Origin of the sequence: Thalassospira sp. NFXS8, from assembly GCF_040148805.1 — a bacterium.
Taxonomy (GTDB): Bacteria; Pseudomonadota; Alphaproteobacteria; order Rhodospirillales; family Thalassospiraceae; genus Thalassospira.
Genome location: NZ_JAGEMF010000001.1, coordinates 1,759,925 through 1,773,404 on the forward strand (window position 1 = coordinate 1,759,925; position 13,480 = coordinate 1,773,404).

General features: G+C 52.2%; 10 protein-coding genes. 7 read left to right on the forward strand and 3 right to left on the reverse strand.

Annotated elements, in window-relative coordinates:
• Positions 1-5: 5 nt before the first annotated feature.
• Entirely contained in the window at positions 6-920 is a 915-nt protein-coding gene (locus J4E05_RS07985) for a LysR family transcriptional regulator (RefSeq protein ID WP_085588721.1), read from the reverse strand.
• A 260-nt stretch (positions 921-1,180) separates the two neighbouring features.
• Here J4E05_RS07985 and J4E05_RS07990 point away from each other — a divergent pair, with 260 nt between their 5' ends.
• Genes J4E05_RS07990 through J4E05_RS08010 form a run of 5 tightly spaced genes read left to right on the forward strand, consistent with a single transcriptional unit; the run spans position 1,181 to position 7,844 of the window.
• A complete protein-coding gene (locus J4E05_RS07990) occupies positions 1,181-2,128 on the forward strand; it encodes a tripartite tricarboxylate transporter substrate binding protein (RefSeq protein WP_349594101.1) in 948 nt (315 codons plus the stop codon).
• Positions 2,129-2,161: 33 nt separating this feature from the next.
• Entirely contained in the window at positions 2,162-4,198 is a 2,037-nt protein-coding gene (locus J4E05_RS07995) for a tripartite tricarboxylate transporter permease (RefSeq protein WP_349594104.1), read from the forward strand.
• Positions 4,199-4,248: 50 nt separating this feature from the next.
• On the forward strand, positions 4,249-5,325 hold the full coding sequence (locus J4E05_RS08000) for a tartrate dehydrogenase (protein ID WP_085588713.1): 1,077 nt from the start codon (positions 4,249-4,251) through the stop codon (positions 5,323-5,325).
• 56 nt (positions 5,326-5,381) lie between these two features.
• The gene (locus tag J4E05_RS08005; protein ID WP_349594107.1) at positions 5,382-6,719 is read left to right on the forward strand and encodes a glycerate kinase type-2 family protein; all 1,338 of its coding nucleotides are present in this window, start codon (positions 5,382-5,384) and stop codon (positions 6,717-6,719) included.
• A gap of 48 nt (positions 6,720-6,767) precedes the next feature.
• Positions 6,768-7,844 carry a tartrate dehydrogenase gene (locus tag J4E05_RS08010; protein WP_349594110.1) on the forward strand — a complete coding sequence of 359 codons (1,077 nt, stop codon included), beginning with the start codon at positions 6,768-6,770 and terminating at the stop codon, positions 7,842-7,844.
• Between the two features lie 115 nt (positions 7,845-7,959).
• On the opposite strand, the gene J4E05_RS08015 is transcribed toward J4E05_RS08010, so the two are convergent.
• The gene (locus J4E05_RS08015; RefSeq protein ID WP_349594113.1) at positions 7,960-8,853 is read right to left on the reverse strand and encodes a LysR substrate-binding domain-containing protein; all 894 of its coding nucleotides are present in this window, start codon (positions 8,851-8,853) and stop codon (positions 7,960-7,962) included.
• 116 nt (positions 8,854-8,969) lie between these two features.
• On the opposite strand from J4E05_RS08015, the gene J4E05_RS08020 reads away from it, so the two are divergent.
• Complete coding sequence (locus J4E05_RS08020) at positions 8,970-10,133, forward strand: mandelate racemase/muconate lactonizing enzyme family protein (protein WP_085588705.1); 1,164 nt, start codon at positions 8,970-8,972, stop codon at positions 10,131-10,133.
• Between the two features lie 129 nt (positions 10,134-10,262).
• On the opposite strand, the gene J4E05_RS08025 is transcribed toward J4E05_RS08020, so the two are convergent.
• Positions 10,263-11,753: a methyl-accepting chemotaxis protein gene (locus J4E05_RS08025; protein WP_349594116.1), complete on the reverse strand. Its 1,491-nt coding sequence runs from the start codon at positions 11,751-11,753 to the stop codon at positions 10,263-10,265.
• 1,168 nt (positions 11,754-12,921) lie between these two features.
• On the opposite strand from J4E05_RS08025, the gene J4E05_RS08030 reads away from it, so the two are divergent.
• Positions 12,922-13,335, forward strand: a complete 414-nt coding sequence (locus J4E05_RS08030; RefSeq protein ID WP_085588701.1) for an H-NS histone family protein — start codon at positions 12,922-12,924, stop codon at positions 13,333-13,335.
• Positions 13,336-13,480: the final 145 nt, after the last annotated feature.

Genomic DNA, 13,480 nt, shown 5'->3' on the forward strand with positions numbered 1-13,480 from the left:
AGCTTCTAGGATAAATCCTTTTTCCCCGTTTGGGCGGCCTGTAATTCCCTGTGCAAATAATCGATAAAAATACGAACCTTGGCGGATACATTGTGCTTTTCCGGGTAAACGGCATAAATATCGGCATCAACCTGCGCATATTGCGGCAAGACCAGCCGCAAACGGCTGGCATCCACATGGCGGGCAATATCCCATTCGGATCGCAACATAATGCCATGCCCATCAAGCACCCATTTCAGGGCAATTTCACCATCGTTACTGCTAAGCGTACCATGCACACGCACGGTTTCGGAATATTGGCCGCGCTGCAGGCGCCACAGATCATAACTGGCATTATCCTGGCGCAGGATAATGCAGTTATGTTCGTTTAAATCGGCCAGGGTGCGCGGCGTTCCATGCCGTGCCAGATAGGATGGTGCAGCACATAAAAAACGCCGGTTATCCTGCAATTTGCGGGCGCGCAGCCGTGAATTGGGCAAGCCACCAAACCAGATGCCAATATCAAACCCCTCCTCGACCAGATTGATCGGTGCGTCACTTAACACCAGTTGCACCTCGACTTCGGGATAAAGATGCGAAAATTCCGAAACGACCGGGGCAAGATACTCACGCCCGAAACCAAAGGTCGCATTCACGCGCAACAGGCCCTTGGGGTTTTCGCGTGCGGTTGCCACGCGCTGCTCCAACTCCTCGATGTCGCGCATGATTTTAATCGCGCTTTGAAAATAAGCCTCGCCTTCGCTGGTCAGGCTGATACGGCGCGTCGTGCGGTTCATTAACCGCACCCCCAACCGGTCTTCCAGTTTTGCCAGCCGTTTGCTCACGGCGGGTGGCGACAGGTTCAGCTCAAGTGCTGCGGCCGACAAATTGCCCTTGCGCGCCAGCAACACGAAAAAACCCAAATCACTATCCGACGACATTATTAACCCTGACGACATAATGAAATGCAAATTCAGAAATTATACTAAACGAATAATAAATCTACACTTCGATTGTCCGCTTTGCAGTTTAAAAGCCCCCACCGGCGTCCTACCGACCGGATTGTGCGGTATGTGAAACGGGCTGACGACAAATCCGACAACCGGGTATCGCCAATAATAACAATGCCTTGCCCGGTTTCGGCACCGATGCTGTCAATAATGACAGGTCGTGTGGATGTTAACATACGGGAGGAATACCAATGCGTAAGCTTGCGTTAGCAGCAGCCTTTGCCGCGACCCTGATTTCAGGCCCGGCCTTTGCCGAATACCCGGAAAAAACGGTTAACCTGATTTTACCGTTCAATGCTGGCGGTGAATCCGATGTGTCGGCACGTTTTCAACAACCCTATTTTGAAAAAATTACCGGCCAGCAAATGGTGATCCAATATATGGCCGGTGCCGGCGGCGCCCAGGCCTGGTCACAACTTAATTCCATGGAGGGTGATGGCTACACCCTGATGGGGATCAACCTGCCGCATACGGTGTTGCAGCCGATGGAAAAAGATGTCGGCTATGAAACCGACGATCTGGTGGCTGTGAACTATTTTCACTACACACCGAACGCCCTGTTCGTGCCCAAAGACAGCGAATTTCAAAACCTGCAACAGCTGATCGACTATGCCAAGGCCAACCCCGGTGTTGTCACCTTCAGTGGTTCGGGTTCCAATTCGGCCAACCAGATCGGCCAAACCCAGTTTGACGAACTTGCCGGCATTACCACCACCTACATTCCGTTTAGCGGCACCGGCCCGGCAGTTACCGCCATTTTGGGCAGCCAGGTTACCGCTGGTTTTAACTATGTCACATCCGGTGTGAATAACGGCGATGGCATGCGGATGCTGGCTGTTGCGTCCGAAGAACGGGTGAAGGCATTCCCCGATGTTCCGACCTTCAAGGAACTGGGGTTTGACCTGGTTGGCGGTGCGTATCGTGGTGTTGCGGTGCCCAAATCCACCCCGGAAGATATCCGTAAAAAACTTTCCGATATTATCAGCGAAATTAACAAAAACCCGGAATTCATCAAAAAGATGGAAGATGCCGGTTTTGTTCTGACCGACGTTCCCTATAGCAAAATGGCTGATTTTGTTGCGCAAAAGAAAAAAGAATACCGCGCAATTGGCGAAAAGCTCGGCATCGCTAACCGCTAAAAACAAGAAACGGGATCAGGGAGGTTTACCACCATGGAATTGCTTGGCTATTTGTTAAGCGCGCTAACGCCGCTCAATATTCTTATGGCGCTAGGGGGCGTTATTCTGGGCACTGTCATTGGCGCATTGCCGGGTTTATCTGCCACCATGGCGGTGGCCGTTCTGGTCCCGTTTACCTTTACCATGGATCCTGCCACCGGCCTGATTGCCCTGGGGGCAATCTATACCGGTGCCATTTATGGCGGTGCCTTTGCCGCCATTCTGGTCAATACACCAGGCACCCCGTCGGCGATTGCCACAACCTTTGACGGGTTCCCGATGGCCAAACGTGGCGATGGCAGCCTCGCAGTAACACTGGCAACGCTATCTTCTGTCTTTGGCGGTCTTGTCGGGGGTGTGTTTCTGCTGCTGTTATCGCCACCGCTGGCCAAAATCGCGCTGGCCTTTGGCCCGCCCGAATATTTCTGGCTGGCCATGTTCGGCCTTACGCTTATTTCCGCCCTGTCGGTTGGCAATACCCTAAAGGGCCTTATGGGCGGCTGCCTGGGCCTGATGCTGGCCATGGTCGGGGTTGCCGTTGTTGGCGGCGATCTGCGCTTTACCATGAACAGTCAGATCCTGCTGGGCGGCTTTGATATTGTTTCCGCCTTGATCGGCCTTTACTGCATCCCGGTTCTGATTGATCTGGTTGCCACCCGTGACCCGCATTTAAAGGTTGAAGCCGGTAATCGTGGCATCCGCCTGGCCGAAGCCTTTGGCATTGCCTGGCACAGCAAATTTAATGTTATCCGCAGCGCAGTTTTAGGTACCGTCATTGGCGTTCTGCCCGGTGCGGGCGGGTCGGTGGCCGGGCTGGTTTCCTATTCCGAGGCGCGCCGTTCTTCCAAACATCCCGAACGGTTTGGCAAAGGCGCACCCGACGGCGTTATCGCCACTGAAACAGCCAATAACGCCACCGTTGGCGGCGGCTTTATTCCGACTTTGGTTTTGGGTATTCCCGGTACGCCACCCGATGCCATTATCCTTGGCGCCCTTCTGGTTCAGGGCATCAAAATCGGGCCAACGCTTTTCACCCAGCAGGGCGAAATTGTTTACACCTTCATTTTCGGGCTTCTGATTGCAACGATTTTGATGTTGCCTGCCGGTTTGCTGATTGGGCGCTATGCTTATAAATCCATCGCATCCATTCCCAAAACCATGCTGGTGCCGACCATTGCCTTCCTGACCATCATTGGCAGCTTTGCCATTCACAGCAACATCCATGATGTGCAAATGATGTTTGGGCTGGGCATTGCCGGGTGGATTTTAAACCGCTGCGGTTTTGCCCCGTCCCCCATCGTTCTGGGGCTTGTTCTGGGTCAGATCGCCGAACAGGGCTTTGTACAATCCTATCTGATCGGCAATGCACGCGGCGACATTCCGGGCATGTTTTTTGCCCGCCCGATCAGCGTTGGTATCATCGCCCTTGCCGCCTTTACCCTGCTGTTTCCAGTTTACGCACATCACAAGAAAAACCGGGACCTTGCAAACCAGGCCGCTGAAAACCCCGAGATGAATATCATGGGCGATGCAAAAGCATCGGCCACCATTCCGAAAACCGGCTTGCTTAGCCAGCCGCGCGATATGCCCGGTACCGTTATTGCCCTAATACTGATCGTAATCTGTGCTTGGGCGCTCGGCCAAACACCGGCCATGACACCAATGGGGTCGGTTTTTCCCACCACCATTGCCTCGGTATTGCTTGTTTTTGCCATCCTTTTTGTCGGCATTAATATTTTGCGCAAAAGCGGCCCTAAAACGTCTGATCCTGCCAGCAATACCGAATCCACACCACGTCGCATTGGCCTTGTCGTTGCCATGGGTATCTGGATTGCGGCCATTCCGTTGATCGGGTTTCTCGCTGCCGGCATCCTTGCGTTTTTCGCGCTGATCGCGATCTCCAACTATGACGGCCTGCCGGCCAGATCCATCATCCTTCACCTGCTATCAGGAGGCATCATTGTCAGTGCAATGTATTTCCTGATGGCTGAAATCCTGCTGATCCGTATGCCACAGGGAATTTTGTTCTAGGCACCAGCAGACCGTAAAAACCGAAACACAGCAAACACAAGAGACTGAATATGAAGAATTATCGTATCGCTGCCATTCCCGGCGACGGGATCGGCAAAGAGGTAATTGCGGCCGGGATCGAGGTTTTAACCACTCTGGCCAAGCGCGATGGCAAGTTTGGCGTATCGTTCGACCATTTCGATTGGGGGTCGGATTACTACAAACAACACGGCATCATGATGCCCGCCAATGGCCGCGACCAGATTGCGGGTCACGATGCGATTTATTTTGGGGCTGTCGGCGCGCCCGATGTGCCCGACCATGTCACATTATGGGGCTTGCGCCTGGCGATTTGCCAGCCGTTTGACCAGTATGCCAATGTTCGCCCGACCCGGATTTTGCCAGGCATTCAAAGCCCGCTTCGCAATGTCAAACAGGGCGATCTGGACTGGGTGATCGTGCGTGAAAATTCCGAAGGCGAATATGCCGGTCAGGGTGGGCGCTCACACGTTGGCCTGCCCGAGGAAGTCGCGACCGAAGTGTCGATTTTTACCCGCGCCGGTGTCACCCGCATCATGAAATTTGCCTTCGATCTGGCGCAATCGCGCCCGCGCAAGAAACTGACCGTGGTGACCAAATCCAATGCCCAGCGCAACGGCATGGTGATGTGGGACGAAATCGCCGCCGAAGTGGCCCGCGATTACCCCGATGTCGAATGCGATAAAATGCTGGTCGATGCCATGACCATGCGCATGACCTTAAAACCCGACACGCTTGACACCATCGTGGCCACCAACCTCCATGCCGATATTTTATCTGATCTGGCTGCGGCATTGGCCGGGTCGCTTGGCATTGCCCCCACCGCCAACCTGAACCCGGAACGCAAGTTTCCGTCCATGTTTGAACCCATTCACGGATCGGCATTTGATATTACCGGCAAGGGCATTGCCAACCCCGTCGCCACATTCTGGAGCGCGGTGATGATGCTGGAACATCTGGGCGAACAGGCCGCCGCCGACCGGCTGATGCGTGCAGTTGAACGCGTTACCGCCAACCCCGATTTGCACAGCCCCGACCTGGGCGGCAAGGCCACCACGCGCGAGGTGACCGACGCGGTTATTGCCGCCATCATGGGCGATAACAGTTAACGGTATCCAAGCTGGCTCCGCACCTGAAATCCGCCAAAACCGCAGGCAGAATATCGATGACACGGCCTTTTGACTTTTCTGAAAAAACAACAGGTTATGACCTCTCATCCCCCGATGAGATTCGTCACTTTCTGGACGTTTTGTTTCGAACAGCCATCAAGGCAGCCGACCCGGTATTTTGCCTGCCCCCGCACCTGCCAGCACCCCCCGTAAATGGCAAAACCATTGTCATTGGGGCAGGCAAGGCCGCTGCGGCAATGGCAAGCGCGCTTGAACAACATTGGGGCGACCAAACCGATTTGTCCGGCGTGGTTGTAACGCGCTATGGCCACGAAGTTCCGACCCGTAAAATTCGCGTTATGTCGGCATCGCATCCGGTGCCCGATGATGCCGGACTTACCGCCACCCGCGAAATTTGCACTGCGGTGCAAAACCTGTCTGCCGATGACCTTGTTATTTGCCTGATATCGGGCGGCGGATCAGCCTTGCTGGTAAACCCGATTGCACCGATTACCCTGGATGACAAGCAGGCCTTGAACCGCGATTTATTAAAATCGGGTGCCAGTATTTCCGAAATGAATTGTGTAAGGCGGCATATATCGCAGGTCAAAGGTGGCAAGCTGGCCGCCCTTTGCCATCCGGCAACGGTCATGATGTATGCCATATCCGATGTGCCCGGCGATAATTTTCTCGATATCGCATCCGGCCCGGCCACCGCCGACCCCACCACCTGCAATGACGCACTGGCAATTTTGCAGCACTATAATATTAATGCTGCCCCGTCGGTTTTAAGCGTATTGCGCAGTGGCGATGGTGAATCCATCAAACCCGGTGATGCCCGTTTGCACAATGTCACCTGCCATATGGTCGCCACCCCGCAAATGGCGCTGGAAGCAGCGGCAAAAATATGTGCCGATCAGGGCATTACGGCCCATATTCTGGGTGACAGCATCGAAGGTGAAGCCCGCGATGTGGCCCGTGTAATGGCAGGGATGGCGCGGCAAATACAAAAATACGGCCAGCCTTTTCAAGCCCCGTGCGTCCTGTTATCCGGGGGTGAAACAACCGTCACCATCCGGGGGAAAGGGCGCGGCGGGCGCAATGTGGAATTTTTAATGGCACTGGCAAACACCCTTAACGGGCAACCCGGCATTTATGCCATTGCGGGCGACACCGACGGCATTGACGGCATCGAAGAAATTGCCGGTGCCATGATCACGCCCGACACCATCGCCCGTGCCCGACAGAAAAACATCAATATCAAGGACCAGCTGGCCGACAATAATGGCCACGGCTTTTTTGAAACCCTGGGCGACCAAATTATTACCGGCCCGACACTTACCAATGTGAATGACTTTCGCGCCATTCTGGTTACAGACCCAACAACGATATAATCACCCTATACCCCGTCAACCCGATAAAACGATGCAGGAAAAACCACCATGCCGAGCAAAACCCATAAAATCGCAGTCATCCCCGGCGACGGGATTGGCAAGGAAGTCGCCCCGGAAGGCGTGCGCGTATTAAAGGCCACGGCAAAGGCCTTTAATATCGGCCTTCATTTTGATGATTTCGATTTTTCCAGCTGCGACTATTACGCCAAACACGGCCAGATGATGCCCGACGACTGGAAAGACCAGGTTGGCAACCATGATGCCATTTTTTACGGTGCCGTTGGGTGGCCAGCCACCGTGCCGGACCACATTTCATTGTGGGGATCACTCATTAAGTTTCGCCGCGACTTTGACCAATATGTCAGCCTGCGCCCGGCGCGGTTGATGCCCGGTGTGCCTTCTCCGCTGGCAGGCCGTAAACCCGGCGATATTGATTTTTATGTGGTGCGCGAAAATACCGAGGGCGAATATTCATCCGTCGGCGGCAAAATGTTCCCCGACACCGAGCGCGAAGTGGTGATGCAGGAAACGGTCATGACCCGTACCGGTGTTGACCGTATTTTGAAATACGCGTTCGATCTGGCGCAAAAACGCCCGCGCAAACGCCTGACATCGGCAACCAAATCCAACGGCATTGCCATTACCATGCCCTACTGGGATGAACGCGTTGTCGAAATGGCGAAAAACTATCCCGATATCACCTGGGATAAATACCATATCGACATTCTAACCGCCCATTTTGTGCTGAACCCGGATCGGTTCGACGTGGTTGTTGCCTCTAACCTGTTTGGCGATATCCTGTCCGACCTTGGCCCGGCCTGTACCGGCACCATTGGCATTGCGCCCTCGGGCAATATCAACCCCGAAGGTAAATTCCCCTCCCTGTTCGAGCCGGTCCATGGATCGGCGCCTGATATTGCCGGGCAAGGCATTGCCAACCCGATTGGTCAGATTTGGGCCGGGGCGATGATGCTGGACCATCTGGGGTATTCCGACGCCCACGACGCCATTTTGCGGGCGATTGAAAGTGTGCTGGTCGATGAAAATCTGCGCACCCGCGATCTTGGCGGCAAGGCCGACACCATCACATGTGGCAAAGCCATTGCCGATGCAGTTTCGGCATAATCCCGGCCAAACCAACAAGACATAGAACATCCCGGCCCGGTCACATCGCAGATGGTATTCTGCTGTGCGCCGGGCCGGGCATGGTCAAACTGCAAGCGCCAATACCTGCAGCATTTCAGGAACTGCCCTGTTTTGTCACCAACTGCCAAAAAGCCTCGATCATCGGGCTTTGGCGGCTGGCCGGGCGAAACAGCCGGATTTCAATGGGAATAATCAAATCCTCCGCGCCAAAGGGCACCAGTTGCCCCGCGCCAACATCGCTTTGTGCAACCGTTTCGGGCAGCCACGCCACCCCGGCCCCGGACCGCGCCATGGATTGCAAAGTAGCCGCCAAATGGGATGTAAAACTTTCCCGCAAGGTAAAGGACGGTGCCGTTTCGGCCCAGCTGGCCCGCATAATGCGCCCCAGGCCCGATTCCCGACGATAGGCCAGCCACGGGACATCCCCCTTTGAAATTGCCGATTTCTGGTCAAATTCCCTTGCGCAAAAGGGTATTAAGCGATCCGTACCTATCACTATGCTTTTAAACTGCCCGGCGGGCAGATTGCTTTGCATCTGACTGTGAAAATGAGCCAGCAAAAATTGCGCGTCGCCGCGCTGCATCACCTGTTCACAGGCCTGCATACTGTCCGATATCAGGTTAAGCGTCCCCAATGGCATTAGCCGCCCCATTTCCTGCATCCAGCCTGGAAAAAAAGTAAAGGACAGGGCGTGGGTGGCGGCGAAACCGATAATGGCCTGTTTTTGCTCGGCCACCTCGCAGGTTTCCCGGCGCAATTGCAAAATTGACCGGGTTAAGGATTCTGCCTGCTGGCGAAAATGCTGCCCGGCCGGGGTTAACGCAACATCGTGGGTGGTGCGCACAAACAACGGCGTACCAACCCAGTTTTCAAGCGCACGTATCCGGCGGCTAAAGGCGGGCTGGGTAATATTGCGCGCCTGTGCAGCCCGGGAAAAGTTCAGGCTTTCGGCCAGCGCGATATAATCTTCAAACCAGCGCAGTTCCATTTGGTAATGCCATTTTTGTATAACCAAACACCAGATTGGCATTAGCCGGGCCACAGGTGCAAGGCCTAAGATTGCCCCATCAAACAGGATTAACCGCCAAAACAGGTCTATTTGTTATGCGTATTCTTGATGTCGTTGAAATCACCAAACCGATTGCGTCGCCCATCCGTAATGCCTATATCGATTTTTCCAAAATGACGGCCAGTCTGGTTGCTGTTGTGACCGATGTGGAACGCAATGGTCGCCGCGTTGTCGGCTATGGTTTTAATTCCAATGGCCGTTATGGGCAGGGCGGATTGATCCGCGAACGGTTTCGTGATCGCATTTTGCAGGCAGATACCAATAGCCTGATCACTGATGCCGGTGACAACCTTGATCCGCACAAAATCTGGGCGGTGATGATGCAAAACGAAAAGCCGGGCGGGCATGGCGAACGTTCCGTTGCGGTGGGCACCATCGACATGGCGGTGTGGGATGCGGTCGCCAAAATTGCCGACAAACCCCTGTTTCGCCTGCTGGCAGAACAAAACGGCGTAAAAGCCGATCCGCGCGTGTTTGTTTATGCCGCGGGTGGTTATTATTATCCTGGCAAGGATCTGGGGGCCCTTCGCACTGAAATGCGCGGCTATCTTAATCGCGGCTACAATGTTGTTAAAATGAAAATCGGTGGCGCCGATATTGATGAGGACAAACGCCGGATCGAAGCCGTTTTGGAAGAAATCGGGCCTGAAGCCCAATTGGCGGTCGATGCCAATGGTCGATTTAACCTCGAAACCGGTATCGCCTATGCCAAAATGCTGCGGCAATATCCACTATTCTGGTACGAGGAAATTGGCGATCCGCTCGATTATCAGCTTCAGGCGGCAATGGCCGAATTTTACCCCGGTGCCATGGCAACCGGTGAAAACCTGTTTTCCCATCAGGATGCGCGCAATTTGCTCCGTCACGGGGGTATGCGCCCGGACCGCGACTGGTTGCAGTTTGACTGCGCCCTTTCCTATGGGCTGGTGGAATATCTGCGCACCCTGGACGTGATCAAACAGGCCGGCTGGTCGCCCAAACGCTGCATTCCACATGGCGGGCATCAAATGTCGCTTAACATCGCTGCCGGCCTTGGCCTTGGTGGTAATGAAAGCTACCCCGACCTGTTTCAGCCCTATGGCGGTTTTCCCGATAGCGTAAAAGTCGAAAACGGGCACATCACGATGCCTGAGCTACCCGGCATCGGGTTTGAAGGAAAATCCGACCTGATTTCAGTCATGCGCGATCTGGCCGAATAGACCCACAGTGAAACGCACGAAAATAACAAAGGAAGGTTCGCCAAAACGGACCTTCCTTTTGTTAACACCCCACTCCTGATCGCTGGAGCGGATCAAAACCGGAATAGGAATAGCGATGGATCAGAAATTTTAACGTGCCAGAACTTCTGCCGCCGAACGTGTTTTCATTACGGATTGCGACACGTTTTCTACCGTCTGGCGAATATCGTCAATATTACGTGAAAAACTTTCGACAGCAAAATTCATGTTACGCATATGTTCCGAAACGCCCGACGTAATACTGGTCTGATGACCAAGCGCATCTGACGTTACGCCAACCGCATCGCGAACTGTTTCAACCGATGTCCGAATGGTTCGCAATGCCCCGACAACCTCGGCTGTAATTTCCTGAATACCCTGAATTTCATCCGAAATCTGCCCGGTGGCGCGTGCAGCCTGATTGGCCAGGTTTTTGACCTCGTTGGCCACAACGGCAAACCCTTTACCTGCTTCGCCAGCCCGGGCAGATTCAATGGTTGCATTCAACGCCAACAAATTAATTTGCCCGGCAATGTTTTGAATAACCTCGACAATACCGGTCATGGCCTCGACAACTTGTGCCATACGCTGGGTTGATTCATCGGCAGATACCGCTTCACGAACCATACGTTCTGTCGTGCTTTGCGATTCCAGCATGTTGCGCGAGATTTCAGAAATGGAAACACTCATTTCTTCTGTCCCGGCGGTTACTGTCTGGACGTTGGAAACAGTATTCCCCGATGTTTCAACGGCTTGCTGGGCCGTTTTTTGCAGCTCTAAAATCGCGGCTTCAATACTGGAAAAATTATTATCGATCATGGATTTAAGTTCAACCAGCAGATTAACCTGCTGGGTAATATCGGTGGCAAATTTAACAACCTTGTAAACATTGCCCGAAGCATTAAAAACCGGGTTATAAGAGGCCTCGATCCAAACCGATCTGCCCCCCTTTGCCACCCGATGGAACTGTGCAGCAGCAAATTCCCCTTCATTCAGCGACCGCCAGAATGCCCGATAGGCTTCGCTGTTTTTTTCGTCCGCCGTTACAAACATGCTGTGATGGCGACCAATAATTTCATCGGCACGATACCCCATCACTGCCAAAAAATTATCGTTTGCAGAAATAACTGTTCCATCAAGGTTAAATTCTATCACCGCCTGTGATTTCTGAATGGCATTCAAAATACTTTGCTGCTCGGCACGCTGTTCGCGCTTTGCCGTAACATCATAAGCAAATTTGATCACCTTGACCGGGTTGCCGTTGTTATCGAAAACCGGGTTATAGGACGCTTCGATCCAGACATTTTTGCCACCTTTGGCAACACGCTGAAATTCAGCCGTCTGAAATTCCCCCTGGGCCAGATTTCGCCAGAACGTTTTGTATTCAGCGCTTTCACGATAGCGTTCAGAGACAAACATACTGTGATGGCGGCCAATAATTTCATCGGCCTGATATCCCATCACCTTCAAAAAGTTTTCGTTCGCCTGCAAGATACGCCCATCAACAGAAAATTCGATAACGGCAGCCGATTTATCAAGCGCATGAATAATCTGCTGATATTCGCGCGCTTTGCGTGCAGTAATTTTCCCAAACCCGAACATTCTTAAAGCTCCGTAAGACGTTCCTGACGAAAAGGTCGAGTATCCGGTGCCATCACAAAATCCCTATATCTTGCGGACTGCCGCAACGGTTCCGAACGCAATTCATATCCGGGAAAAATAAAGTCAGACATCCCCATTCAGGGACACTGACAAAAGAGATGTTGTATCCGACCCGGTTATAACTGGCCCGACGCTCAACAATTTTCAGAAACGGCTAAAAAAAAGCCGGTCAATTTTGCTTTGGGCCCAAGCACCGGGCTTCAAAGCAAAATTGCGGCCAAATATCTACGACTAAAGTATCTGTTTTGGTCGAAAAATCAACGCCAAACACCCACTTTGAATAGGTTCGTCACATTGCAAAATTAAAGTTTTTGTTTCAGTGACTTGCCTAAAAACGACATGGAATGGGTACGCAGAAAGTCGTAATCCGGATTACTGATTTGCGCAAAAAAGTAAATTTAGCCAAGACTTGAAGAAAATATGTGCAAACAGGATTCGCAACCAAAAGAAAAACCATTTTAAAAACACAATCCATGGTCGTGCTTCAAACCATTTTTTGTCACCAGTTGAAAAACGCCGCTCGGACTACTCCTTATTGGCTACATCAAAACCTGGTTCAAGGAAACTTATGCTAACAGTGAAAAGGTTTGTACGCTCCGGTCAGGGGCATCGTCCAACTTGAAGAAAGCGAAAATAACTCTCCCGGGGCTGTTTCAAATTAAACCAACAAAACAAACATATACACTTGTATAATGTAACCACCTGGCGACTAGAACATTCTCCCCTAAACCACAACAAGAGTATAATCACCATTCTGTAATCAAGCTACTTCCTTGGAAATTCGAACAATTTTCCCCGCAATATATTCACTAATTTAAATACGTCAGTCGCAACGGATCTGTTTTCCCACACCGTTCTTCCTAGGAAACCCTGATTTTCCCGGTAACATCGTTTTTTCCGCTGCTCTGTCGAGCCCCTCTTTCAAGGTGACAAAGCCTGTGGAATTTAAAATTGCTTTGCCCACAATCCCTGCAATTAAAGATAAAATAACAATTTATCCATTACCCTGTTTTGCGTATTATGAACCGGCACGCTGTTAAAAATTCTTGCCCTTCGAAAGAATAGGCACTATGTACACCCAAGAAATTATTTGTTTCAGGAGAAAATAATGACCAAAATTGATATTTCGAAATTAAGTTATAAAGAGCTGCGCGATCTGATGGAGCAGACCGAAGAAGAAGTTGAAAGCCGCAAGGAACAGGCGATCAGCGATCTTAAGGCCGAGTTCAATCAGAAACTTAATGATGCAGGGTTCTCTATTCGCGAACTGTATCCTGAAGTTTTTAAAATGTCTGCTGCCAGCGCAGCGACACCGACTAAAAACAAACAGTCAACCCCGCCGAAATACCGTAACCCTGAAAACCCGGAAGAAACCTGGACCGGTCGTGGCCGTGTCATTGGCTGGGTTCTGAAACTTGCCGAGGCAAAAGGGACAACGGTTGACGCCATCAAAAATGATCCGGCCTACCTTAATCCGGATCATCCCAATTATAAAATTCACGCTGCCGACCTCGAAAAATAAGATCAAGGCCCCACACCGGGGCCTTTTTTCTTATCTTGTCGTGGTTGGAAATACACGGCTGGCCTGATGCGACGGCAATAACAAGGCCCAAACAGGGTGCGGGAAAATCAATAAAACAACAAAAACGATTTAAATCGCCCCGCTG

Coding starts and splice junctions, on each gene's coding strand:
- J4E05_RS08010 (WP_349594110.1), top strand. CDS start 6,768: ATGCCGAGCAAAACCCATAAAATCGCAGTCATCCCCGGCGACGGGATT.
- J4E05_RS07990 (WP_349594101.1), top strand. CDS start 1,181: ATGCGTAAGCTTGCGTTAGCAGCAGCCTTTGCCGCGACCCTGATTTCA.
- J4E05_RS07995 (WP_349594104.1), top strand. CDS start 2,162: ATGGAATTGCTTGGCTATTTGTTAAGCGCGCTAACGCCGCTCAATATT.
- J4E05_RS08020 (WP_085588705.1), top strand. CDS start 8,970: ATGCGTATTCTTGATGTCGTTGAAATCACCAAACCGATTGCGTCGCCC.
- J4E05_RS08000 (WP_085588713.1), top strand. CDS start 4,249: ATGAAGAATTATCGTATCGCTGCCATTCCCGGCGACGGGATCGGCAAA.
- J4E05_RS08030 (WP_085588701.1), top strand. CDS start 12,922: ATGACCAAAATTGATATTTCGAAATTAAGTTATAAAGAGCTGCGCGAT.
- J4E05_RS08005 (WP_349594107.1), top strand. CDS start 5,382: ATGACACGGCCTTTTGACTTTTCTGAAAAAACAACAGGTTATGACCTC.
- J4E05_RS07985 (WP_085588721.1), bottom strand. CDS start 920: ATGTCGTCGGATAGTGATTTGGGTTTTTTCGTGTTGCTGGCGCGCAAG.
- J4E05_RS08025 (WP_349594116.1), bottom strand. CDS start 11,753: ATGTTCGGGTTTGGGAAAATTACTGCACGCAAAGCGCGCGAATATCAG.
- J4E05_RS08015 (WP_349594113.1), bottom strand. CDS start 8,853: ATGGAACTGCGCTGGTTTGAAGATTATATCGCGCTGGCCGAAAGCCTG.